The sequence below is a fragment of the Rubidibacter lacunae KORDI 51-2 genome, from assembly GCF_000473895.1.
In the GTDB taxonomy this organism is placed as follows: domain Bacteria; phylum Cyanobacteriota; class Cyanobacteriia; order Cyanobacteriales; family Rubidibacteraceae; genus Rubidibacter; species Rubidibacter lacunae.
Map to the genome: position 1 here is coordinate 25,151 of NZ_ASSJ01000060.1, position 24,144 is coordinate 49,294.

Below are 24,144 nucleotides of genomic sequence, written 5' to 3' on the forward strand. Positions count from 1 at the left end.
CTTCGACGTGGCCGCAATGGTTTGCCTCGACAACGCAGGGGTCGAGCGACATGCCCTAAAAAAACTCCCCACCCGCGTGGGTGGGGAGCTGTCTTCAGTGCCTAGCAAATCGAGGCTAGACCCTTAGGTATCAGCCAAAAGCGCTAGCTGTCGAGGCAATCACGAAGGCTGCGTAAGTCAAGATGAAGCCAACTGTGAAGTGGGCCAGACCGATCACGCGACCCTGAACGATCGACATCGCCACCGGCTTGTCCTTCCAGCGCACTAAGTTTGCTAGAGGCGTGCGTTCGTGCGCCCACACCAGCGTCTCGATCAGCTCTTGCCAGTAACCGCGCCAGGAGATCAAGAACATGAATCCCGTCGCCCACACGAGGTGACCGAACAAGAACATCCAGGACCAAACCGCCAGGTTGTTCATGCCGTAGGGGTTGTAGCCGTTGATCAACTGTGCCGAGTTCAGCCATAGATAGTCTCGGAACCAGCCCATCAAGTACGTCGAAGACTCGTTAAACTGTGCGACATTTCCCTGCCAAACGCCAAGGTGTTTCCAGTGCCAGTAGAACGTTAGCCAAGCGATCGTGTTCAGCATCCAGAACATCGCCAGGTAGAAGGAGTCCCACGCCGAGATGTCACAGGTGCCGCCGCGACCCGGACCATCGCACGGGAAGCTGTAGCCGAAATCTTTCTTGTCCGGCATTAGCTTCGAGCCGCGAGCATCCAGAGCGCCCTTGACGAGAATCAAGGTTGTCGTGTGCAATCCCAACGCGATCGCATGGTGCACCAGGAAGTCGCCCGGTCCAATAGTCAAGAACAGCGAGTTCTTGCCGCTATTGATAGCATCCAGCCAACCCGTCAGCCAAACGTTGCCGTAGTTGGGGAATGCCGTGTATGCCACGCTGTCGGGGTTGGACAGGAGAACATCCATGCCATACAGGAGCTTGCCATGTGCAGCTTGAATGAACTGTGCGAACACCGGCTCGATCAGGATCTGCTTCTCGGGGGTTCCGAACGCGACAACGACGTCGTTATGGACGTACAGGCCCAAAGTGTGGAAGCCCAGGAACAGCGATGCCCAGCTCAGGTGCGAGATAATCGCTTCCTTATGCTGTAGCACGCGGTCCAACACGTTGCCTTTGTTCTGGGCGGGATCGTAGTCGCGCACTAGGAAGATCGCCCCGTGTGCGAATGCCCCGACCATGATGAAGCCGGCAATGTACTGGTGGTGCGTGTATAGCGCCGCCTGAGTGGTGTAATCTCGCGCCATAAAGGCATACGGCGGCAAAGAGTACATGTGCTGGGCTACGAGCGAGGTCACCACACCCAGCGATGCCAACGCCAGCGCTAGCTGGAAGTGCAGCGAGTTGTTGAGCGTGTCATAGAGACCCTGGTGTGGCAGGTTGAACTGCCCCTGGTTCTCCATACCGAACAACGGCTTCTTGGAGTTCAGCATCTCCTTGATGCTGTGCCCGAGACCGAAGTTCGTGCGGTACATGTGACCCGCCACGATGAAAATTACCGCGATCGCCAGGTGGTGGTGGGCGATATCGGTCAGCCACAGGGACTCGGTCTGGGGGTGGAAGCCGCCCAGGAACGTCAGGATCGCCGTCCCTGCTCCGTCAGCCGTACCGAACACGTGCTGAGCGGTATCCGGGTTCTGCGCGTAAACGCCCCAGTTGCCCGTAAAGAACGGACCGAGACCGGCCGGGTGCGGCTTGACGGACAAAAAGTTGTCCCAACCTACGTGCTGTCCTCGTGCTTCCGGAATCGCAACGTGAACCAGGTGACCGGTCCACGCCAGCGAGCTAACGCCGAACAGAGCGGCCAAGTGATGGTTGAGGCGCGACTCCGCATTCTTGAACCAGGAGAGACTGGGGCGGAACTTCGGCTGCAGATGCAGCCAGCCCGCGAACAAGAATACCGACGAGAGCAACAGCAAGAACACCGCACCCATATAGAGGTCGCTGTTCTGGGTCATACCGATGGTGTAGAACCAGTGATAAACGCCCGAGTAGGCGATGTTCACGGGGTTCGAGGCTCCTGCCTGTGTGAAGGCATCCACTGCCGGCTGACCGAAATGCGGATCCCAAATCGCGTGAGCGATCGGGCGGACGTTGAGTGGATCTTGGATCCACTGCTCGAAGTTGCCTTGCCAGGCAACGTGGAACAGGGTGCCGGAGGTCCACAGGAAAATGATTGCCAGGTGACCGAAGTGCGACGCGAAGATCTTCTGGTAAAGATTCTCTTCGGTCATGCCATCGTGGCTTTCAAAGTCGTGGGCCGTGGCAATCCCGTACCAGATCCGACGCGTGGTCGGATCTTGAGCCAAGTCTTGGCTGAATTTCGGGAACTTAGTTGCCATGAGTCTTCAGGAATTCCTCCTCGCTGAGAGACGAGCAAGCGCTTGCGGATAGCTTCGCGCGCTCCAGCTCTCAATCCGGTGAAGCTATGGGAACGCCAACCAGAGAGAGAACCATGGATGTCGAGTCAGTTGATGCGACACATTGGGGCGATAATTACCGTTCAGTTTAGCCTCAGCCAACGGCAATGATTCGCGCCAGGAAGAACGCCCAAGTCGTGACGATTCCACCCAACAGGTAGTGAGCGACGCCGACTGCGCGTCCTTGGATGATGCTGAGCGCGCGCGGTTGAATCGCAGGAGCGACCTTGAGCTTGTTGTGCGCCCAAACGATGGATTCGATCAGCTCCTGCCAGTAGCCGCGACCGCTAAACAGGAACATCAGGCTGAATGCCCAGACGAAGTGCGCTCCCAAGAACAACAGTCCGTAAGCCGACAGGGCCGACCCATAGGAGTTGATCACGTTAGCAGCTTGACCCCAGAGGAAGTCACGCAACCAGCCGTTAATGCAAATCGCGCTCGTGGCAAAGTTGCCACCGGTGATGTGCGAGACCGTTCCGTCCGGTGCTACCGTCCCCCAGACGTCCGACTGCATCTTCCAGCTGAAGTGGAAAATCGCGATCGACAAGGAGTTGTACATCCAGAACAATCCAAGGAACACGTGGTCCCAACCAGACACTTGGCAGGTACCACCACGACCCGGACCGTCACAGGGGAAGCGGAAACCCAACTCGGACTTGTCCGGAATCAGGCGCGAGTTGCGCGCGTAAAGCACGCCTTTGAGCAGAACCAGCACCGTCACGTGAATTGTAAAGGCGTGGATGTGGTGGACCATGAAGTCCGCCGTGCCCAAGACAATCGGCATCATTGCCACTTTGCCGCCGACTGCAACCACATCACCACCAAAGGCGACGCTAGCTGTAGCCGCAGCATGGGGAGCCGTGCTGCCCGGTGCGAGGGTATGCAGGTTTTGCAACCACTGCGCGAACACTGGCTGCAGTTGAATCCCCGTATCGGAGAACATGTCTTGCGGACGTCCCAACGCACGCATGGTGTCGTTGTGAACGTAAAGTCCGAAGCTGTGGAAGCCCAGGAAAATACACACCCAGTTCAAGTGCGAGATAATCGCGTCGCGCACGCGCAGGACGCGGTCGAGGGCGTTATCGACGTTTTTAGCCGGGTCGTAATCGCGCACCAAGAAGATCGCACCATGAGCTGCAGCACCAACAATTAGGAAGCCGCCGATCCACATGTGGTGGGTGAACAGCGAAAGCTGAGTGGCATAGTCAGTAGCCATGTACGGATACGGCGGCATCGAGTACATGTGCTGGGCGACGATGATGGTCAGAGAGCCCAACATCGCCAAGTTGATGGCCAGCTGAGCGTGCCAGGAGGTGGTCAGAACCTCATACAATCCCTGGTGACCTTTGCCACCGAACAGCAGCGGATCGCCTTGGTGACCGTCCAAGAGTTCCTTAAGGCTGTGTCCGATGCCCCAGTTGGTGCGGTACATGTGTCCGGCAATGATGAAGAGCACCGCGATCGCCAAATGGTGGTGCGCGGTGTCCGTCAACCACAACCCGCCCGTTACGGGGTTCAAGCCGCCCTTGAAGGTCAAGAAATCGGCGTATGCTCCCCAGTTAAGAGCAAAGAAGGGTTTTAATCCTTGGGCAAAGCTGGGGTACAGCTCGGCCATTAGATTTGTATTGAGAATGAACTCGTGCGGGAGTGGAATGTCCGCTGGAGACACGCCGCGATCGAGCAGCTCATTGATCGGTAAAGACACGTGGATCTGGTGACCGGCCCAGGCCAAAGAGCCGAGACCGAGCAATCCTGCCAAGTGGTGGTTGAGCATCGACTCCACATTCTGGAACCATTCCAGCTTGGGAGCGCGCTTGTGATAGTGAAACCACCCGGCAAAAAGCATCAACCCGGCCATCACCAGCGCGCCGATCGCGGTGGCATAAAGCTCGTAGGAGTGGACGAAGCCAGATGCTCGCCATAGGTAGAAGAATCCAGAAGTGATCTGAATTCCGTGGAAGCCTCCGCCCACATCGGCGTTGAGGATTTCTTGACCGACGATCGGCCAGACCACTTGAGCGCTCGGTTTGATGGCGGTGGGATCGGCAAGCCACGCTTCGTAGTTGGAGAAGCGCGCACCGTGGAAATACATGCCGCTCAGCCACAGAAAAATGACTGCCAGGTGCCCGAAGTGCGCGCTGAAGATTTTGCGCGAAATTTCTTCGAGATTGCCCTGACTGTCGAAATCGTGAACGTCAGCATGTAGGTTCCAAATCCAGGTTGTGGTTTTGGGACCTTTGGCCAGCGTGCGGTCGAAGTGACCCGGTTTAGCCCAGCGTTCGAATGAAGTAGGGACCGGATCCTCGTCAACCGTCACTTTGACCTTAGCCTCGCGATCTGGAGGGCTAATTGTCATAGGGGATCTCCTCTCTGAACAATGGAGACGCGACTATTTCGAAGAACGAAACAGCGTGAAAACAAGAACAGTAACGGATTTGGCGGAAATTAAATTCGCCATGCCGTGAGTGAGGCCGCGTGTAAATTGACTGTTCTGACGTGACATGGAACGTCTTACCAGACGATCATAGAGGTTGCTCTGACAGCACCCGAGCGAGCGACACAATTTTTAAACTTGCCTCAAATCGCGACGGCACAAGCTTTGCACGCGACCGAGCGGATGCTTCTTGTGGTTGCAAAGTGTTGTCTTCGAAACAATCTGCAACAAAGTGGCTGATAAGTTACTGCGGCCGAATTGCTAAATGACTAGCGGTATCTGTCAATACAGATCTGCCCATAGAATGGGAGGCGGTTGAGTCGCGAGTAGCGTCGATTTATGGCGAGTTGGTTGGCGAGCGATTGGAAGCGCGCGGCGATCGTAGGATCGCTGCTAGTACTATTAGTTTTCGGTATAAATGGTTGCAGCGATCGCGTTGAGCCGGACAGAGCAGTTGATGGCGAACCGACTGCACCCATTACGCGTTTGGTGGAAGTCGCACCGCCGCCGGTCATCCGCGAGTTGCGCCAGCGTTTGGATGCATTCCGACCGCAAGTGACCGTACTCAGTCCGGAGGACGGAGCCGTTTTAACCGACACAACAGCGCGCGTGCGGGTACGAGTGCGGGACTTGCCTATATTTAAGGACGAGCAGTTGGGGCTGGGGCCGCACTTACACGTCATACTCGACAACGAACCCTATCGAGCGGTTTACACCGACGACGAACCACTGGTGTTTGAGAATCTGGCACCGGGAACTCATACGGTGCGGATTTTTGCATCGCGACCGTGGCATGAAAGTTTTAAAAACGAGGGTGCTTACGCCCAGGTAACCTTCCACGTTCTAACGCCAACAGCTGGAAACAACCCCGATCCGGGTCTGCCGTTGTTAACCTACAGCCGCCCGCGCGGGAGCTACGGTGCCGAGCCGATTATGCTCGATTTCTTTCTGACCAATGCACCGATTCGCTTGGGCGTTCGCGAAGCAAATGCTCTTGGCAGCGATGACTGGCGGGTACGCGTGACAGTTAACGGCCAAAGTTTTTTGATGGACACGTGGATGCCGGTGTACCTCGAAGGGTTTGAGGTCGGGCGCAACTGGGTGAAGTTGGAGTATCTGGACGCGGAAGCCAATCCGGTCGGAAATGCCTTTAACACGACGGCACGGATCTTGGAGTTCCAACCGGAGGGACAGGATACGCTGGCGAAGCTCGTGCGCGGAGAGCTGAGCCTCGAAGAATCCCTGGGCATTGTCGACCCGAACTACCACTTGCCGGCGGCATCGGAGGAGATTGGCGTGCCAGAAGGTCTGGATGTTGAAGGGGATGAAGAGCCCGAGGCGATCGCGCCGCCGACATCGGATTCTGATGTGAGCGCGGGACCGGATGCCTCCGAGGTCGAGGAGTCCGGAGCTGCGGCAGTTGAAGATTCGGCAGCAATTACTCCACCAGATACCGAAGTGCCTGAGGCCCCTGAGGAGATCGCATCGCCACAGTCGGAAGCAGCTGACACGCTTGATGTTGGCGAACCCGAAGCAGTAGAGGCGATCGCGCCGCAGCAGTCAGAAGTACCCGAGCCAGAAGTCGAAGTAACCCCAGAGCCCGAGGCAAATGAGGCGATCGCGCCACCGGACCCCGCCACAGTCCCCTTACAGGAGGTCGATGCAACAGGGCCCGAGGAAATCGAAGCAATCGCTCCCGACGCCGAGGGAGATACTGATGTCGATGCCGACATCGATGCCGAAGCCGATAGCGAACCGACTGGGGTTAGCCTTGGTGATTAGTACATCTGTTTTTCTGTCGTTCAGACGCATTGGATGCGGTCTGACCGTCTGGCCGCTGATAGATTTAAAGCGGTTGCGACGGTAGTGAACGGCTGACGATTGCCAGGCATTGCGGGCGATACGCGTCAACCATCGCGATCGTCAGATATCGACTGTACTGGGGGTATCTTCGAGCCGAGAGCCGCTTGCTAGCAGCAGTTGCATGGTGCGGCAAGCTGACACAATACACTTGTCTGGCACAATACACTTGTATTTTCGAGAGGCAGGCGGATGCTCCAGGTATGAGTCTCGACCTATGTCAAACACTGTTCCAACTGCCTGCCGACGGTTGCAATCGCTCTACAGGCGTCAATCAATCATGAGCACCAGTCCCGACTGGACCCGTTTTGAGGCATTCGCGCGCGCGCTGACCGCTCGCGTGGGCGAGCGTTTGTTGGCGTTCGGCGATGCTGCCGTCGAGCAAAAAGCCGACGGTTCGTTAGTGACGGAAGCCGATTTGTGGGCAGATGGCGAAATCCGCGCGGCGATCGCGGCAGAGTTTCCCGAGCACGGCGTCATTACTGAAGAAACCGAGCATTTGTTTTCGGGGACCGAGTGGTGTTGGGTGGTCGATCCGATCGACGGTACGACAAACTTCACGCGAGGGATTCCGATCTGGGGGACATCGATGGGCTTGCTGTATTGCGGGACGCCAGTATTTGGCCTCGTGCATTTCCCCCCCTTACAGCAGACGTTCCACGGCATTTGGATCGGCGATTCGGGATTGGACGGTCAGAGTGGGGCATTTTTGAACGGGAAACCGATTCGGACGAGCCCGGACGAGCCAAGCTCCAACCATCTATTTAATGCGTGTACCCGGAGCACGTCGGTGTTGCAACCGTCGCTGCCGTGCAAGTCGCGCGTGGTTGGCGTTTGTACCTATAGTTTTCTGTTAGTCGCGACCGGAGCGGTTTTGGCGGCAGTCGAGGCGATTCCTAAGGTTTGGGACATCGCAGCGACGTGGGCGATCCTGCAAGCTGCTGGCGGAACGTTCGAGCAACTCGGTTCCGAGCCAGTCTTTCCGTTGCAGACAGGACGCGATTACGGCAGCCAAGCGCTTCCGAGTTTGGTGGCCAGTCGGCCGGCGGTTGCCACAGTATTTGCGCCGCTTGTCGAGTCGGTTTGGAAAAATTCACGGTTCTAAATAGCATTGTCGGTCTACCGTCTGGTGTCTAGGGCGATCCAACTGCGTGCTGAAATCTTCCAGTGCAAGTGCTGAGTTGCGAAGCTATTGCCCAGCAGACCGCAGTTCAATGCCAACGCATTGCTCCTATACTGGGGGTCGGCGGGCCCCTCATGTATGGGGATTCCGAGGGAGTGGCACGCGACCCGGGCGATCTGCTAGCTAGCGGGCAGTTTCAGGCGAGATCGGTTTTTGTAGAGAGCGCGCCCGCAGTCGAACGGACAGGAAGGACTATCAATGACCGGTGTTGTCGATAAGCCCAAACTGGATCTGACCGCCGTTAACGAGCGGTTAGTCGATTTAGATGCTGAGCGTGTCGTGCAGTGGGCATCCGAGACCTTCGGGAACGGCTTGGTGTTGAGCACGAGTTTCGGCATTCAATCCGCAGTGATGCTACACCTAGTCACCCGCGAGCTCCCGAACATCCCGGTCATCTGGATCGACACCGGTTATCTACCACCAGAAACCTATCGCTACGCCGATGAGTTGAGCGAGTGTCTCCAACTCAACCTACACGTATACCAATCACCGATCAGTCCCGCCCGCATGGAGGCAATCTATGGAAAGCTGTGGGAGCGCGGCACGGTAGACGCGCTGAACCAGTACGATCGCATCCGCAAAGTCGAACCGATGCAACAAGCATTAACCGATTTGGGTACAACGGCTTGGCTGGCTGGATTGCGCCGCCAACAAACCGAAAGTCGACAAGCTTTGGGACGGGTCAATTTACAAGACGGTCGCTACAAGATTTATCCAATCGTCAACTGGTCGTCGAAGGATGTTTACTACTACATCCAAAACAACGACCTGCCGCAGCATCCCCTGTTCGAAGCGGGGTACTCGACCGTTGGCGACTGGCACTCCAGCCGGCCGCTCGGAGCTGACGATACTCACGAGCGCGATACTCGCTTTCAAGGTCTCAAGCAAGAATGCGGATTACATCTGCCGCAGTCGCCGGGTGAAGCCGAGAGCCTGAATTCTAGTCTCCTCTAGCCACCTCGGGAGTCCAACAGTTAACCGATCTGCTGCCGGATCTGCAAGCGAGTTGCGGATCTTGACTTATCGCGAGTTAAGCAAAGCGGCGGCGCAGCAGCGGCTGCACCAGCACCACCACGAGCGTATCGAAGCCTACCAAAACCAGCATTGCGGTACCAAATGACAACGACCCCCATGCGGTTTGCATTGCGGAGCTGCCGAGCGTCCAATCGGCGTGGGTGTAGATGTAGCGAATCGGCTCGATCGCGTAGGTTAGCGGGTTCAGTGACGCGACGATCTGCAGCCAGTCAGCCATGAAGTCCAGCGGTGCCAGGGCAGTGCTAGCAAATAGCAGCGGTAGGTTCGTCACGAAAATCACGGCAATGAGCTCGACGTGACCGGGCAGGGCAAATGCCAGCCCCAAGCTCAAGGCAGTGACCCCGAAGACGATCGCAAAGACAATTGCGGCGATCGCCCCCAAGCCGCCGATACCCGGCAATCCTGCCCCGAGCAGAGCGCTCGCCACCACGATTGTGGCGGTTTGAATCAGTGCCAGGCTGATGATGTAAATCGTCGAGGCCGCAACGATCGAAAAGCGCGACGATAGCGGTGCGACGAGCAGGCGGTTGAGAAAACCAAACTCGCGATCGAACATCACGGGTAAGCCGGCATTGAGCGCACCAGAAAATGCGGTAAACACGATCACGCCAGGGGCAAGAAACTTACCGTAGCTGATACCGCCGCCAAGCAAGCCCTCGGGTGCTTTGTAAAAAAGCGCGCCGAACAAGACCAACCACATCAGCGGTTGGATGACGCCGGCTGCCAGCGACGACGGACGACGCCGCAGCTGAATAAACAAACGTGTTGTCAGTGCGAGCGTTTCCTGAACGAACTCGCCGATAAAGCGATCGTTGGCGCGATCGTTAGGCGAGACAGTCGGTTGTGTGATGCTCTGGCTCATAGCGAATCGGTCCTTGCGTTGCGTGAGTTCTCGTTACGTCTAGTCGGCTTGCCAGCGGCGGGTTGGGTCGTCTGCGATCGCCGCAAGTGCCATTTGGTTTGGAGGGTCGGTTGAGCGACTAGTAGCACCGAAGGCGTGAATGCAGACGTCGGTTTGGCGGCACGACCCGTACGGACTGCGTGCTTAACTACCGCGCATAGCTTGCTTCTTTTCGGCTTTGAGGTCGCGCATCCCGGCAGCAGCCAGTTCGGCATCGGTAAGCGTGCGTCCCGTAGCGGCGAGATAAACGTCGTCTAGGCTCGGCCGCGATTGGGAAATCCCGAAAAGCGGTAGGTTGGCGTCCTGCAGGGCGCGTTCGATCGCGCTCAGGGAATTTCCATTGCTGTCGACCACGAGATTGAGCGAATTGCCCTGCGCGGTATTGACGATCGCCTGACGCACGAACGGCAGTTCGGTCAGGACGAACTTGGCTTTTTCGGCTTCTTCGTTAGTGGCAAACTCTCTTACCCGAAGCGTGACGCGATCGCCGCCGAGCCGATCTTTGAGGTCTTCCGGTCGTCCCGCGGCCACAACGGTACCGCGATCGATAATCGCTACGCGATCGGCCAAGGAGTCGATCTCCTCGAGGTAATGGCTGGCGATCAGGACTGTCGTGCCGCTGGCACGCAATTGCTGCAGGAACTTCCACACTGCCAGGCGACTGTCGATGTCGAGACCGACTGTCGGCTCGTCGAGGACCAGGACCTTCGGTTGGTGGAGCAATCCTGCAGCGAGATCCAAGCGCTTGCGCAATCCACCCGAATAAGTCCCGGTTTTGCGATCGGCGTATTCGGCGAGTTCCAAGAGCTCGAGCAGTTCGTCGATGCGAGTTTTACTCTGTGACTTCGGCAAGTGGTATAGTGCTGCCTGCAGTTGCAGGAGCTCGCGACCGGTCAGAACTTTATCGAGTGCCACCTCCTGAGCCACGTACCCGAGACGGCGACGAGCAGCACGCGGGTTGTCGATCGCCGAAACGCCACAAACCTCCACCCTGCCGGCGTCCGGCTTGGCGAGCGTGCACACACACCGGATCGTCGTCGTTTTACCGGCACCATTGGGACCGAGCAGTCCGAATATCTCGCCTGAATCGATCTCAAAAGTTACGTCTTTAATAGCCTCGACAGTTCCGTAGTGTTTCTGAAGCTTTTCGATAGCGACGGCAACAGACATAGACCTCGTACGATTTCAGCTTTGTCAAGCTCCGGCTAACAAAAGTTAAGCCTATTTAGCTTTATTGTAAGTGTCTGCCCTAAAGGCGGTAGGTTCTATGGAATGCAAGGCTTCGAAAGTCTTGCTTAGAAGACCTTTCCAAGTTCATCAGACAAATCTCATGCTCATTAAGCCCCGACTCATGGGACGAGTGAGGCTTGTTCTCGACCGAGCAGCCGAATGCAGCCCAAGTTCGGTCTTCGAGAAATCCGGCCCCCTCACAAAAGTGGTTTCAGCGTTCGGTTCCGTTTAACCCGCATCTTAAGGGGTGGCGTATCTACAGGCACGGTTAAAATTTTGCCAAGCGCGCGAACTTTCCCGACAGCGGGCGACTCCACTGCCGGCGACCCGAGCTTGTTAGGGAGTTGGCAATTATTGAGGCAAGTCATTCCGGCAATCGCCAACCTGCAGGCGACAGACGCGATCGATGAAAGGGTGCAAGTTCGGGGGCGCGATCGCTTGCTTGCCAGCTGTCGGTACGTGTAGCTGCGCCAGCAGTGGAATTGCCTCGGTATCCAAACAAGCCGCGAACCAGTCTGCCGGCAAAATCAAGTCCGACGCCGCGCGCGCGTCTTGCACCGAGGTGACAGTGCCGTCCGCCGCGATCGCCGCCAGCAGCAGCGGCCGCACCCACAGCGTCCCGCGCGCCGGAATTGCCCGAACGACCTCTCCATACAACCGCGCGTCGGCATGGGCGAGCGCGACAATTCGATGGGGTTGAAACATGGCAAGCACCAAATCGAAAATCGGATGGCGGCGGCTAAGGGCGTGCTAACCGGCTGTGGCCGCCGGCTCGGTTTCCGGCACGCGTTCGCGAAAGCGAATCAAGTCCTGACGCGGGTCGGCAGCAATCACCTCCACTTCTACGCGATCGCCGAGGTTGACGTCGAGCTGAAAGCGATGTGGAAGCTCTAATCCAAGGTCTTCGATTAAGAGGATGCCGAGTTTCTCGTCCGGGCGGAGCCATCGTAAAATCAGCGCCTGCCAGGGCTGGTTGGCATGACGGCGCAAATACTCTAGGCCCCAGTAACGCTTAGTCTGACGCTCGACTTGAACGGCTTCGTAGGCCGCTGAGGCTGCACTTGAGGTAATGGCTTGCACCTGTTCGGCAGTGAATGGTAACTCTTCACCCCGTAGATGCGCTTTGAGCTGAAAATGCCCCAATAAGTCGATATAGCGACGGATTGGAGAGGTCACTTGTACGTAGACATCGAGTCCGAGACCGGCATGACGAGCAGGCACGATCCCCATCTCGCTGCGGGTCATGCAGCCGCGCACGGCACAGTCGCGTACGGGTCCGGCTGGTAACTGCAACAGTTCGTCCTCCGAGGGCAGCTCCGGCTGCGGCTGCCCGCGAAACGGCATCGTTACCTCGCGATCGCGAGCAAAGCGTCCGGCGGTTTCCCCAGCCAGGATCATCATCTCGGCTACGAGCTGGCGCGCGCGCGACGCATCCAGTACTTGAATGGCAATCTGTTCCTCGGCATCGACCTTGATGACGCATTCGGGCATGTTGATTTCGATCGAGCCTTGAGTCTGCCGCCACTGCCGCCGCCGTTCGGCACCAGCCGCTAGCGACGCAATTTCCGGCTCGGCACGCAGTCCCAACTCCAGCATCTCGTCCACGTCGTCGTAGGTGAGGCGATAGGTCGGCCGCACCAAGCTGGCGTGGATCTCGTACTCGGCGATCGCGCCGTCGTCGTCCAAAATCACGCCAAAGCTAAGCGCCGGACAAATTTGCCCTTGGACCAGGCTCATCGGTCCGGTTGCTAGCTCGGCCGGAAACATCGAAATCGTGCCCGTTGGCAGATACAGACTCGTGCTGCGGCGACGCGCCTCGCGATCGAGAGCGTCTTCGGGCACCAACAAGCGCGTTGGGTCGGCAATATGCACCCAGATGCGTTCTCGACCGTCGTCGAGTCCCTCCACGCTCAGTCCGTCGTCGATCTCGCACGTGCTTTCGTCATCGATGGTGTAGAGCTTGAGATGGGTCAAATCCAACCGATCCCCATCGGAATCGGTTGGCAGAGTTGCGAGCGTTTGCTGCGCCACGTCGAGTACCTGGTGCGGAAACTGCTGCGGATAAGCGCTGCGGTGCAGAAACAGATTCTCGTGCTCGCTCCAGACGCGCAAGTCAACCAACAACTGCAGCGCGCCTTGAGGAGTTGGGGCGCGTTCCACGTCGCTGAGGGTCTCGCGCGCCACGCGCACGTCCTGTTCGGGATGCAGAGCAAACCGCGCCAGCGCGTCGAAGCGGGCGCGATCGCTGTCGGTCCAGCCAACCAATTCGCCAGCAAGCGCGCCGCGGATGCGCTCTTGAAACTCTGCTTTCTCGCACCGCCGCTGGGCTTCGACGGCACTCTGGTGCTTGAGTTCGGTCACTTGCGCGGACGAGCGCGGCTCGTAGGTCTCGCCCTTGCGCTTGAAGTAAAACTTGTCGTCTGCCAAAAGCACGTGAGCGGCATAGCACTGCTCGGGTTCCTGGCTGGAAAATAGCAGCACGGCCAGCTCGGACGGTCCAACCGCCTCGCCCGTTTCTGACAGCAGCTCCCACGCCACCTCCAAATGCGATGGCTCGAGATAGGGTTCTACCTGAGTGAGGAAGGTCTCGATCTCTGCGGCATGCTGCGGACCGCCCTCGACCTCGTATTCGACTTGGCGGGGATGCAGCGTGTGCGATTGACCGCGCTCGTCGATCGCGACCCACTGCTTCTTGCCCTCGGGACGCTCGACAACAGCAAGCCGGCGCTCGCCGCGCACGCGAAACTCAACTAGCGATCCTTTCTGCACCTCGGATCCTTACGGGATGGCGAACTGAATTCGATCTCCAGTCTATCGACCGGGTTGCAGGCGAACGCGCTGGAAATCGGGGACGACACGCTCGCAACCGCAAAGTGAGGGCGCGAGTTAGCCTTCGCTATCGACGTACGGCAGCAAAGCAAGCATGCGCGCGCGCTTGATGGCAATGGTGAGTTCGCGCTGCTGGCGGGCCGTTAAGCCAGAAATCCGCCGTGGGAGAATCTTGCCGCGCTCGGTGATGTACTTGCGGAGCAAATCGACATCCTTGTAGTCGATCGGATCGCCGGGTTTGATCGGCGAAAGGCGCTTGCGGAAATAAGCCATCGTTTGCTGTCGAGTATTGCTAATACAGTTGCGGTGTGCGGTCGTGCGTTTGCTAGCACGGAGCTGGCGTCCGGCCGCGCGGCAGATGCCGTCGTTGCCGTCCGGTTGGCGTTACTTAGTTTCTTTGTGGATGGTGTGCTTGTTGCAGCACGGGCAAAACTTTTTGAGCTCCATCCGCGCCGTTTGATTGCGACGGTTCTTTTCGGTGGTGTAGCGCGAGACGCCGTTCTTCCGCTTATTCGGGTTCGTCCGGCACTCGGTACATTCCAGAGTGATGATGACTCTTACGCCTTTCTTGCTTGCCATGACACGCGACTACGGCCGTACCGCCATTTTTTGAGACACAAACAACTATCTTTGCACGCGATCGCTGAATAGTGCAACCCAGCGCCGCACGCGCACGTCAAGGGAGAATCCGCGCTTCGTCGGGACCACGAGGGTATTGGCGAGGCGATCGTGCAAGGCCAGCTGGTTTTCATCGGCGATTGCCACCACCAAGTCGGCAATGAGCGGCGAGATCAAGATCGAGAAGGACAAACCGTTGGGCAACCCATACTCGATGCCGAAAACGGCAAGGTAGCCCGCGATCGCCAGCGCGCCTTCGCGCTTAGCCAGGTCGATTAGGTCGGGAATGCGCCGCCGACGCGGGTCGATGACGATCAAATCGAACGCCCAGCGCCCGAGGCTTTGACCCCGCCAGCGCGCCACGACGAGAACGCGCAGCACCATCCAGCCGGTGAAGAAAACGACGAACTGAAAAAAAGGTAGCGCTGCCAGCAAGCTGACAAACCACACCGCACAAAAGTCCAGCAAAAAAGCATAAATCCGGCGCAGAATCGGGGCGCTGGGATAGTGCTGGGGTGGGCGGCGGTCGCGCATGAGACGTTTGGAGCGCAAGGTAGCTCCTTAACTTTAATTGACCTGCCGTGCGAATGGTGCATTGGGACTGAATCCCGCACCAAGCCATTGCCACATCCGAATGGTGAGGGGCGGCAGCGATCGCCGGCCGCGGTGCAGATCGCTGCTGGCTCGGATCTAAATCGAGCGAGCAGCGACTGGTCTGGCGATCGAGCCTGCTCGAAGCGGCGGCTGCACCCTGGTTATTCCGTCCCGACCAACCGCAACGAGACCGTTGCCTGCCTTACGTCATCCTGGCTGCCGCGACTGCTGAGCGCCACTGCACCGAGATGGTCGAATAGGGGTTGACCGGCTAGTTCGATCGCTCTCAACAGAGGCAGTTGCTGCTCTAGGTTTGCACGACTGCCGCGCCAATCGAGGTATAAATAGCCGTCGTTATCATCCGGTAGCGATTGGATGGCGTCCTGAAAGGTCGCACGAGCGAGCAGCGAGTCGGCTTCATCGTGGCTCACCTGCGCAATTGCTGCCAGCGAACTGGCCAACACCACGTAATTACCTACCGTTATGCGGACGCCCTTAACCCGCGCGTCGAGCTGCAGTCCCGCTTGGGTGTGCAAGTCGACGGGTGCGGCTGCCTGAAGCTGCGTCCAGGCCGTCACTGCCCGGCCGTCGAGCGAAAACGTCCCGATGCCCAAACCGCCATCTGCTGCTGCGCGGTCGATGCGGGCGATTGCAGCCGCGGCTGTAGCCTCTGGGTCGTCGGTCGGCACTTTCTCCGCAACAAAAATCCAGTCGCCCTGACTATCAGAGGTGCTCCCCGGCAGGAGCGCGAGAGCATACTCGCCGTGCACCCAGCTAAAAATCGCCTCGGGCACGTCAAGACCGACCCCATCCTGCAGGCGATCGCGCCACTGCCCTAGCAACTGCGCCACCGGACTGGCAGGAGCGAAGTCGGCATCCAAATCCGCCCACAACTGCGCCAAATCGGACCCCGCGATCGCAAGGGTACTGCCGGCCGGGACGTAGCGGAGTGCGCCTACGGGTTCGTGCAGGGCAGGAGCGCGATCGCCGGGCGTGCCGATGCCCTGCAGCGCGGTTTGTGCGCTCACTCCAAATGGATTGACCGAAAGCGCCACGGTTAAGGTTTGCTCGCTTTCTGGTGGCGCGAGCGCCGGCTTGCCGGCCAGCCATGCGGCGATCGCCGGCACATTCGCGAAAACTTCGCCGATGCGAGGGGTAGTGAGCGTTGGTAGGGCATGCTGGTAGGGTTTCGAGCCCAGTAAGTTCAACGCGGGCACTTGCACGTCAGTGAGAGCCTCGCGCAGCACTTTGGGATGGTTGGCAAACAAGACGAAGCGATCGCCGACAACGGCACTGGCAAGGGCGTCCGAGCCCTGATATCCGGGCACGGGGCGGCGATAAATAATGTTGGTGCCCTTGTACTGCTCGAAAACCAAATCCGTCGTTCCCGCGGCGGCTTGGCGCGAATAGTACGCCTGCAAAAACTCTCGGGCGCGATCGCCATTATCAGTGGTTGCCACCAGCAGGTATCCGGGCTGCACGCCGTTGTCTGGGTCGCGATCGTAATCGAGGCTGGTGACGGCGAAGGTCAGTTCTCGACCGAGCCACGGCTGAATATCCCGGGCGTAATTCAATCGGGTGCCGTCGAGGAGGTCGGCTTTGAGGCGTTCCAGTTCTCGATACGAGCGCGAGCGCTGCAGCACGGGCGCAAGCAATTGACGATAGGCGACGAGGCGATCGACGTCTACCAGCAACGACCCCATCAGCGGTGCTTGCCGGGGGACGAACACCGCTGCTTCGGGATGTGCTTCGACGCCGCCGTCGCGCAAGTCGAGCGGACTGTCGCTCAGGATCCAGAAAACCCCGGCTGCCGCAATCGCTACCAGACTCAGCGCTCCGGCTGCCAGCACCAATAAAAACGAACGCAATTTCATGTTCCTATCGCACGCAAGCTCACAAGTAGTCTATACGGTTGCCGCGGGCCCGTCGCTGACGGGCGGACCGCGATCGCGCAGCAAATTCATCACTAGCGCGTCGAATAACTTTATTTGAGGGAGAGAGAAGCGGGAGATACGCGCGCAGTCGGCAGCTGCAGCCGCGCGCGTTGGACGATCGCCTAGAAGGCGGACAAATCGACTTTGGGGGCGCCATGCCTTGGTGAGGAGTGGAGCGCGATCGAACGCGTTAACGGTGCATGGCTGCGGGGCTACCGAACCTAAGTGCGGCTTGAAGATCGCGCGGGCTCTCGTCGATAACCTTTTGTGCTTTGGGCGAGAACGGCGAACCTAGTTTTGCAGCGACCTAGCTCGATTCGGCCGGTCGGCTCGGATGTTGTAGGAAGCCTCGCGAAACAGCAGTTGCCAGGCTCGTCCGCCGGATCGTGCTATGGGGACTAAGCCAGGCAGCGCGCGTTTCGGCATCACCATCGGGGGGTTGACATGGGTAATATATGGCATCGAGGCCCATGGCTAGTAGGCGGTCTAGGTCGCCCGGTAGCGGTCCGAAGCTCTGAAGGTTGAAGACATGGCGGACGCGCGCGTAGATCGCGAGGTCGGCAGCAGTTGCAATTGCAGTTGGAGGAAAAGGATTGCAGCAACCACAGGTGGGGTTGCTGCACCGGTCGATAAGAAACCAACTGGCGATCGCGCTTCAGTGACGCTATAAGCAGGCAGTAGGAGCAGGCAGTCGCGAAAACCCGAGGATGAAAACTCCGCACAGGGCTCCCAATTGTCGTAGCATGATTCCCTTCCGGCAGTGACACGTCCAGTTTTGCCAAGCCGTTCTACCGCCTTCGATTGCAGCTGGTTAGACCGTCGGAGCAAACATAAACTGTTCCAATTAGTGGCTGCTAGCAGTTTGTAACCTCCGGCTATGATGGCGGTCGATGTGGCAGGCGATTCGGAGAGGCAATTGGGTACGTTGCAATCGGGAATCTTGTATGGCGTCAGTGTTGGTCCGGGCGATCCAGAACTGATTGCTATTAAAGGCGTTCGTATTTTGCAGCAGGCAGATGTCGTGGCCTATCCCTCCGGACGCGACGGCGAACCAGGATTGGCCGAGCGGATCGTAGCACCGTGGTTGCAACCGAAACAGATCCGATTGCCGCTGTACTTTTCCTTCGCCCGCGTTCCAGATATCCAACAACAAGCGTGGACTGCAGCCAGCGACTGCGTCTGGGAGCATCTCAAGAGCGGGCGATCGGTGGCATTTGCTTGCGAGGGCGATGCGGGGTTTTATGGAACGTTCGCGTACTTATCGCAAACCTTGCGATTGCGTTATCCCGAAGCCCGTATCGAAGTCGTGCCTGGAGTCATCTCGCCGATCGCCGCCGCTGCTGCCCTCGGTATCCCGCTGGTGGCGCGCGATCGCAAGCTAGCGGTCTTGCCCGCACTTTACGCTGTCGGAGAACTCGAGCAGGCGCTGGACTGGGCGGATGCGGTCGTTTTGCTCAAGGTCAGTTCGTCCTACGTGCAAGTGTGGGACATACTGCAATCGCGCGACTTGCTCGCCAGCAGTTGGGTGGTGGTGCGCGCCACCCAACCCGGACAAGAAATCCTCGCCGACCTGCGCGATCGCCGCGACCTGAAACTGCCATACTTCTCGCTATTGGTCGTCCAAACGCGATCGCCAATAGGGCTTCATACCTCCCAATAGGGGGGACGGTTCGGGAGGTGCTGGTTTTGGTCGATGCAATTGTAAACAGTTTGGCGATCTCTTAACCGGCGCTCGCGCAGCGAGCGCCTTTAATATTTCTTTACATCTGTACCTTTTGGACTCTCAATAGTTCGCTTTATGGAGGTCAAATGCCGCTATTGGTTCTCTTGAGCAGGAAATGGTGGTTATGCGATCCCGCACATGCGACCTCGATCCATCCGCGCCCGCAAGCGACTGCCAGGCGGGCGATTGCCAGGTTCGGAGGGCAACTGAATTATTGGTATTGAGTGCTTCAAACCCTTGCCCAGAGGGAATTTGATGGAATGACGATCGCGTTGCAAGAACTTTGCAAAAGTCAATGTCGAGATCGTGAGGTTGCTTTTAGACTGGGGTACGCACTGGTGGCAGTGCCTCGGACGAGATCGTCGACTGAGGCGAACGGCCGTGCCCCGTCATCTCCCCTTCGCTGTCGTCCCGATGTCCCCGCAGCAACTTTGGACTCAAGTTCTGTCCCAGCTTCGCGTGCAATTGCCCAGAGGCATGTATGACAACCTGGTTGCCAAACTCGTTGCAGAAGCGCTCACGACCGAGTGCCTGACGCTGTGCGCTCCAGATCCCTTCACTCGCGACTGGCTGCAAAAGCACATTAGCGACAAGACCGCCGCTGCCATCCAGGAAGTTCTGGGTTATCCCTTGGCGGTGCGGATCGCTACAGCGGAAGACCTGCAGAGCGAACCTCAGCCTCAGCTCGTTCCCGCAGTTCGCCCGCCCGCGCCAGCACCTATAGCGCGCGCGCGCGGCAGTCTCAACCCGAAATACACGTTCAAGCGGTTTGTCAGCGGCAACTGCAATCGCTTTGCTCATAGCGCAGCCCTGGCTGTGGCGGACAATCCCGGCAATTGCTACAACCCATTGTTCATTTGGGGTGGCGTCGGTCTGGGCAAAACCCATTTGATGCAAGCGATCGGACATCACCGGCTGAGCACCGAGCCCAACGCGACGGTATGCTACATCTCTACCGAGCAGTTCACCAACGATCTCGTCGATGCGCTCAAGCACGATCGCCGCAAAGATTTCCGCGATCGCATCCGCTCTGCCGATGTGCTGCTTCTTGACGACATCCAGTTCATCGAGAATAGCGAAGCCACCCAGGAAGAAATCTTCCACGCATTCAACACGCTTCACGAAGCGGGCAAGCAAGTCGTGCTCGCCTCCGATCGCCCGCCGGACCAGATTCCTCGCTGTTCCGAGCGGTTGACCTCGCGCTTTGCCATGGGTATGACTGCCGACATGCAGATTCCAGACCTAGAGACGCGCATGGCTATCCTGCACAAAAAAGCCGAAGCCGAGCGACACTCGCTGCCACACGACGTTGTTGAATATATTGCCACGCGCCACACCGTTAACGTGCGGGAGCTCGAAGGCGCGCTAACCCGCGCGATCGCTTATTCCTCGATCGAGGAGGTGCCCCTGACCATCGAGGCGGTCGCGAAGTTGCTCGCCCCGGCCGTTCCCCGCCGGGTTGCGGTAACACCCGAGGCGATTTTGCAAATCGTCTCCGAGCGCTTCAGTGTTTCGATCGACGACATGCAAAGCAGCTCGCGCCGCCGGGAAATCGGCTTTGCCCGCCAAGTCGGGATGTACCTGATGCGGGAGCACACGGATTTAAGCCTGCCGCGGATTGGTGACGTTTTTGGGGGGAAAGACCACACAACCGTCATTTACAGCTACAACAAAATCCGCGACCTCCAGCAAACCAACCCCGAACTCTCTCAAATCCTCCGCCTGCTGACCGAGCGCATTGCCCTCGGCGATCGCTAACCAGACGATAGGCAAATCCTCCGGGGAGCATCGCGAGCGCTCGGTATCGATCGGGATTACAACCTAGAGCTGATAAATGGCTGTGCTATATTAGGAGCCGTTATCCGGGGCGTAGCGCAGCTTGGTAGCGCACCACTTTGGGGTAGTGGGGGTCGTGGGTTCAAATCCCGCCGCTCCGATATATGCAAAGCCCTCTCGTTGAGCGGGCTTTGCGCTTTTCGAACACCATCTTGAGGTGCTTATAGACCAGGGTGAAACCCACGCTAGTTGGACCAGTTTTAGGCACTTTAGCTAGTATTTGGGTACGAAATGGGTATGAATTATGCAAACAACTACCCGAACGAAGTCGCCCAAATGCAACGTGTCTATCGAGGAATATCTAGGTCGTTTGCGATTAAGGCGGCGGCTTCAGGGGAAACTATACACTTTTCTATCGGATTACCAGATTCTAAGAGGCTGTTTGAAAAGGGACTAGTCGGGTATCAGAGTACCCTAATCGATCCGTAGAAATACCCCTAAATTCCTATTTCCTCGTCGCGAGGCATGTGCCCGATTTCGCGCAATCCGATTTTTCAAATGGCCTCTTAATCTCAACTGCGGCTGGCTTGGTAGTTGCAATTTTCACAATGCTGTTTGCTAATCTGTTTCGCGATCATTTTAAGCGCCAAGTGGCGATGATTCAGGAGTATGGTGGACAGCTAGAAATCCTTTATCTAGAAATCCTGTATGAGACCACTAAGAGGTTTTGTATCCACAGGAGAAAGCCCATGTATCTGCCTGATGAGCAAGATGAATCCTTTGAACTCAACATCTTGCCTATAATTGATGTCATTTTTGCAATTTTCACGTTCTTCGTCGTATCAACACTGTTTTTGACTCGTTCGGACAGTTTACCCGTCAACTTTTCAAAGGCGGCAACGGTTGAAACGCAGCAGCAAACTAGAGTGACCGTCACTGTCAATGAAGGCAACGATATTTCGTTAAACCGAGAAGCAATTGAATTAAATGAGTTACAGGCAGGTGTGCGATCGCTGATGGACGAAACGCAAAGCACCATTGTGGTAATCAACGCTGACAAAGCAGTCAGCCACGGTCAGGTCATTGCGGTGATGGATTGGCTGCGGGAAGTTGAAGAGGCTGTTTTGGGTATTGCTACTCAACCCGGTTCAGCGCCTGATTCAGCTCAATCTGATTAATATCCAGTCGGTCTAGAAATTCTCTACATTCTCAGTCTTGTCATAATGCCGTTTGCAACTTCTCCGCTACAGTTCAAGCAGTCATCAATCGGGCTGATTCTCGGTTTAGGTATCGGGGTCGTTTTACTCTGTCTCTGCTTTTTAGCTGGCATTTTGCTGGGCGCAGCCGACATCAGCCCAACTATGGTATGGCAGTCTCTGTCTGAGTTTGATGGCTCCACTAATCACTTAATTATCCGGACGGTGCGCCTGCCCCGAGCAATTATGGCTGTTGTCGTCGGAGCAGCACTGGCTGCCGCCGGAGCGATTACCCAAGGGCTGACGCGGAATCCCCTCGCTGCTCCAGATATCCTGGGGATTAACGTCGGCGCAGCCTTAGCAATGGTGCTGGCTGTTTTCCTCGGGATCGGGAGTAGAGCCGTGGGGTTTGCCTTTATCGGAGCTGCGATCGCAGCTGTGACCGTGTACTGGCTCGGCTCAATGGGGCGCAGCGGCCTCACACCGCTGAAGCTAGTGATTGCTGGGGCTGCACTGAGCTATTTACTCAGTTCAATCACGACCGGAGTGCTCATCCTCAGTCAGCGCACTCTGGAGGAAATTCGCTTTTGGCTAGCAGGATCGCTAGCAGGGCAGGACATGAGCAGCTTGCTGCCGATTTTGCCCTACATTTGCGTCGGGCTGATCGGTTCCCTAACGCTTGGACGGCAACTCACCCTGCTATCCCTCGGTGAAGATGTGGCTCAAGGACTGGGTTTGCAAACGGTCTGGATCAAAGCTGCCGCTGCTGTGACAGTGGTATTGCTGGCAGGTAGCGCCGTGGCGTTGGCTGGCCCCATCGCCTTTGTAGGCTTGGTCGTCCCCCACGTTGTCCGGTTTGGTGTCGGCGTAGACTATCGCTGGATTTTGCCCTACGCCATGATTGCAGGCGGCATCCTGTTGTCAGTTGCTGACATTGCAGCGCGACTAATCATTCGCCCTCAAGAGCTACCCGTCGGCATCATGACTGCTCTCGTCGGCGCACCGTTCTTTATCTATTTAGCGCGATCTCAGATCAAACGATGACGCCCTCCTGAATTTCGTGATTTTAAGGGCGAATGGCATTCGCCCCTACCCATTTGCCATCCCATCCATCTACCCTCATAACTCCCCTGACCCATGCCGGTAACCAAACCCTGGATTTCCATCCGACCGCGACGATCGCCTGTGTCTTTTCGGGTTGATCGGCGGGTGCCTGTGGTTTTGGTTGCTTTAGTGGCAATGGCTTTGCTGTCTCTGGTGTTTAATGTCAGCCAGGGTGAATATCCGGTACCGCCTTTGGAGGTGGTGAAAACGATTCTGGGTCTACCCGCTAATCCAGACTATGAATTTGTGATCAACACGCTGCGTTTGCCTCGTGCTCTGGTGGCACTTCTGGTCGGTATGGGACTAGCTACAGCGGGGACAGTCTTACAGGGATTGACGCGTAATCCCCTGGCTGCCCCCGAAATTATTGGCATTAATTCGGGGGCCAGCTTGGTTGCCGTGGCTTCGATCGTATTGCTGCCACAGGTTCCTGTTGGCTGGCTGCCCGTAGCCGCATTTTTAGGTGGCTTAGGAGCTGCGATCGCAATTTATCTCTTGGCCTGGAATCAAGGCAGTTCGCCGGTTCGCTTAATCTTGGTGGGCGTTGGTCTAACCGCTTTGACGGGAGCCTGCACCAGCTTGATGATTACCTTCGGGAACATCTACAACGTCAGCCAAGCCTTAGTCTGGCTAACGGGCAGTGTCTACGGTCGCAGTTGGGAACATCTCTGGCCTCTGCTGCCGTGGCTGATTGTTTTTATGCCCCTGTCGCTAGTGCTGGCGCGAGATCTGGATACGCTCAATCTAGGAGATCACTTGGCCCAGGGGCTAGGCAGTCGGGTGGAATGGATGCGGGGCTTGCTGTTAGTATGTGTGGTTGCGCTCGCTGGAGCCTCAGTTGCAAACGCAGGCACGATCGGTTTCATTGGCTTAATGGCTCCTCATTTGGCGCGGCAGTTGGTTGGGCCATCCCATGCCGGGCTGATTCCAGTGGCAGCACTGGTGGGAGCTTGCATTGTTGAACTTGCAGATTTAACTGGACGGTTGTTATTTGCGCCAATTGAACTGCCGTGTGGTGTGATTACTGCCGTGATCGGTGCGCCCTATTTTCTATGGCTACTTTACCGCAATCGCGATCGCTAAATTTAGATGGATGAACTCGACAAAATCAATCGGAATTTGACTGATATTCAATGATGATATGGTCGGCACAACTTCATTTTAGCCTTTTCCCGATCGGTACGATCGCACTGGCAATACCGATTGCTGGCCCATTAGCAGACCGCGTCTTTGAACCTTTAATGAGTGCTCCCCATGGAATTTCAGCGAGGTTAGGCGAACTGTTTGGTA

At 57.3% G+C, this 24,144-nt stretch carries 18 protein-coding genes and 1 tRNA gene; 9 read left to right on the forward strand and 10 right to left on the reverse strand.

Annotated features, from left to right (window positions below):
• Positions 1-130 precede the first annotated feature (130 nt).
• A complete protein-coding gene (gene psaB, locus KR51_RS11120) occupies positions 131-2,359 on the reverse strand; it encodes a photosystem I core protein PsaB (RefSeq protein ID WP_022607749.1) in 2,229 nt (742 codons plus the stop codon).
• 172 nt (positions 2,360-2,531) lie between these two features.
• Complete coding sequence (gene psaA, locus KR51_RS11125; RefSeq protein ID WP_022607750.1) at positions 2,532-4,793, reverse strand: photosystem I core protein PsaA; 2,262 nt, start codon at positions 4,791-4,793, stop codon at positions 2,532-2,534.
• Between the two features lie 417 nt (positions 4,794-5,210).
• Between psaA and KR51_RS11130 the strand changes: the two genes are divergently transcribed.
• The 3 genes from KR51_RS11130 (at position 5,211) to KR51_RS11140 (ending at position 8,868) form a co-directional block, all read left to right on the forward strand.
• On the forward strand, positions 5,211-6,653 hold the full coding sequence (locus KR51_RS11130) for a DUF6130 family protein (protein WP_022607751.1): 1,443 nt from the start codon (positions 5,211-5,213) through the stop codon (positions 6,651-6,653).
• A 358-nt stretch (positions 6,654-7,011) separates the two neighbouring features.
• Positions 7,012-7,836: an inositol monophosphatase family protein gene (locus KR51_RS11135; protein ID WP_022607753.1), complete on the forward strand. Its 825-nt coding sequence runs from the start codon at positions 7,012-7,014 to the stop codon at positions 7,834-7,836.
• Between the two features lie 276 nt (positions 7,837-8,112).
• The gene (locus KR51_RS11140; RefSeq protein WP_022607755.1) at positions 8,113-8,868 is read left to right on the forward strand and encodes a phosphoadenylyl-sulfate reductase; all 756 of its coding nucleotides are present in this window, start codon (positions 8,113-8,115) and stop codon (positions 8,866-8,868) included.
• 76 nt (positions 8,869-8,944) lie between these two features.
• Here the strand turns inward: KR51_RS11140 and KR51_RS11145 are convergent, their stop codons facing one another.
• The 8 genes from KR51_RS11145 to KR51_RS11175 all read right to left on the reverse strand — a co-directional run bounded on the left by KR51_RS11145 (position 8,945) and on the right by KR51_RS11175 (position 16,995).
• Positions 8,945-9,811 (reverse strand): ABC transporter permease, encoded by an 867-nt coding sequence (locus tag KR51_RS11145; protein ID WP_022607756.1) that lies wholly within the window; start codon positions 9,809-9,811, stop codon positions 8,945-8,947.
• Between the two features lie 183 nt (positions 9,812-9,994).
• On the reverse strand, positions 9,995-11,020 hold the full coding sequence (locus KR51_RS11150) for a daunorubicin resistance protein DrrA family ABC transporter ATP-binding protein (RefSeq protein WP_022607758.1): 1,026 nt from the start codon (positions 11,018-11,020) through the stop codon (positions 9,995-9,997).
• A 411-nt stretch (positions 11,021-11,431) separates the two neighbouring features.
• Positions 11,432-11,785 (reverse strand): hypothetical protein, encoded by a 354-nt coding sequence (locus KR51_RS11155; RefSeq protein WP_022607762.1) that lies wholly within the window; start codon positions 11,783-11,785, stop codon positions 11,432-11,434.
• A gap of 45 nt (positions 11,786-11,830) precedes the next feature.
• Positions 11,831-13,849 (reverse strand): ribonuclease catalytic domain-containing protein, encoded by a 2,019-nt coding sequence (locus KR51_RS11160; protein ID WP_022607764.1) that lies wholly within the window; start codon positions 13,847-13,849, stop codon positions 11,831-11,833.
• Positions 13,850-13,966: 117 nt separating this feature from the next.
• Complete coding sequence (gene rpsR / locus KR51_RS11165; protein ID WP_022607767.1) at positions 13,967-14,182, reverse strand: 30S ribosomal protein S18; 216 nt, start codon at positions 14,180-14,182, stop codon at positions 13,967-13,969.
• Positions 14,183-14,293: 111 nt separating this feature from the next.
• Positions 14,294-14,488, reverse strand: a complete 195-nt coding sequence (gene rpmG, locus KR51_RS18335) for a 50S ribosomal protein L33 (protein WP_022607769.1) — start codon at positions 14,486-14,488, stop codon at positions 14,294-14,296.
• 45 nt (positions 14,489-14,533) lie between these two features.
• The gene (locus KR51_RS11170) at positions 14,534-15,061 is read right to left on the reverse strand and encodes an RDD family protein (RefSeq protein ID WP_022607771.1); all 528 of its coding nucleotides are present in this window, start codon (positions 15,059-15,061) and stop codon (positions 14,534-14,536) included.
• Positions 15,062-15,282: 221 nt separating this feature from the next.
• Positions 15,283-16,995, reverse strand: a complete 1,713-nt coding sequence (locus KR51_RS11175) for a DUF3352 domain-containing protein (protein ID WP_022607773.1) — start codon at positions 16,993-16,995, stop codon at positions 15,283-15,285.
• Positions 16,996-17,971: 976 nt separating this feature from the next.
• On the opposite strand from KR51_RS11175, the gene KR51_RS11180 reads away from it, so the two are divergent.
• The 6 genes from KR51_RS11180 (at position 17,972) to KR51_RS11205 (ending at position 23,937) form a co-directional block, all read left to right on the forward strand.
• Entirely contained in the window at positions 17,972-18,715 is a 744-nt protein-coding gene (locus KR51_RS11180; protein ID WP_232214596.1) for a precorrin-2 C(20)-methyltransferase, read from the forward strand.
• A gap of 477 nt (positions 18,716-19,192) precedes the next feature.
• Positions 19,193-20,536 carry a chromosomal replication initiator protein DnaA gene (gene dnaA, locus KR51_RS11185; protein WP_040656009.1) on the forward strand — a complete coding sequence of 448 codons (1,344 nt, stop codon included), beginning with the start codon at positions 19,193-19,195 and terminating at the stop codon, positions 20,534-20,536.
• 105 nt (positions 20,537-20,641) lie between these two features.
• Positions 20,642-20,715, forward strand: a tRNA-Pro gene (locus KR51_RS11190).
• 366 nt (positions 20,716-21,081) lie between these two features.
• On the forward strand, positions 21,082-21,732 hold the full coding sequence (locus KR51_RS11195) for an ExbD/TolR family protein (RefSeq protein ID WP_022607776.1): 651 nt from the start codon (positions 21,082-21,084) through the stop codon (positions 21,730-21,732).
• 45 nt (positions 21,733-21,777) lie between these two features.
• A complete protein-coding gene (locus KR51_RS11200; protein WP_022607777.1) occupies positions 21,778-22,794 on the forward strand; it encodes a FecCD family ABC transporter permease in 1,017 nt (338 codons plus the stop codon).
• A gap of 141 nt (positions 22,795-22,935) precedes the next feature.
• A complete protein-coding gene (locus tag KR51_RS11205; RefSeq protein WP_332254554.1) occupies positions 22,936-23,937 on the forward strand; it encodes a FecCD family ABC transporter permease in 1,002 nt (333 codons plus the stop codon).
• Positions 23,938-24,144: the final 207 nt, after the last annotated feature.

Excerpts from the sequence above, each read along its gene's own strand:
- psaB (WP_022607749.1), bottom strand. The coding sequence starts at position 2,359 with ATGGCAACTAAGTTCCCGAAATTCAGCCAAGACTTGGCTCAAGATCCG.
- psaA (WP_022607750.1), bottom strand. The coding sequence starts at position 4,793 with ATGACAATTAGCCCTCCAGATCGCGAGGCTAAGGTCAAAGTGACGGTT.
- KR51_RS11130 (WP_022607751.1), top strand. The coding sequence starts at position 5,211 with ATGGCGAGTTGGTTGGCGAGCGATTGGAAGCGCGCGGCGATCGTAGGA.
- KR51_RS11135 (WP_022607753.1), top strand. The coding sequence starts at position 7,012 with ATGAGCACCAGTCCCGACTGGACCCGTTTTGAGGCATTCGCGCGCGCG.
- KR51_RS11140 (WP_022607755.1), top strand. The coding sequence starts at position 8,113 with ATGACCGGTGTTGTCGATAAGCCCAAACTGGATCTGACCGCCGTTAAC.
- KR51_RS11145 (WP_022607756.1), bottom strand. The coding sequence starts at position 9,811 with ATGAGCCAGAGCATCACACAACCGACTGTCTCGCCTAACGATCGCGCC.
- KR51_RS11150 (WP_022607758.1), bottom strand. The coding sequence starts at position 11,020 with ATGTCTGTTGCCGTCGCTATCGAAAAGCTTCAGAAACACTACGGAACT.
- KR51_RS11155 (WP_022607762.1), bottom strand. The coding sequence starts at position 11,785 with ATGTTTCAACCCCATCGAATTGTCGCGCTCGCCCATGCCGACGCGCGG.
- rpsR (WP_022607767.1), bottom strand. The coding sequence starts at position 14,182 with ATGGCTTATTTCCGCAAGCGCCTTTCGCCGATCAAACCCGGCGATCCG.
- rpmG (WP_022607769.1), bottom strand. The coding sequence starts at position 14,488 with ATGGCAAGCAAGAAAGGCGTAAGAGTCATCATCACTCTGGAATGTACC.
- KR51_RS11170 (WP_022607771.1), bottom strand. The coding sequence starts at position 15,061 with ATGCGCGACCGCCGCCCACCCCAGCACTATCCCAGCGCCCCGATTCTG.
- KR51_RS11175 (WP_022607773.1), bottom strand. The coding sequence starts at position 16,995 with ATGAAATTGCGTTCGTTTTTATTGGTGCTGGCAGCCGGAGCGCTGAGT.
- dnaA (WP_040656009.1), top strand. The coding sequence starts at position 19,193 with ATGTCCCCGCAGCAACTTTGGACTCAAGTTCTGTCCCAGCTTCGCGTG.
- KR51_RS11200 (WP_022607777.1), top strand. The coding sequence starts at position 21,778 with ATGCCGTTTGCAACTTCTCCGCTACAGTTCAAGCAGTCATCAATCGGG.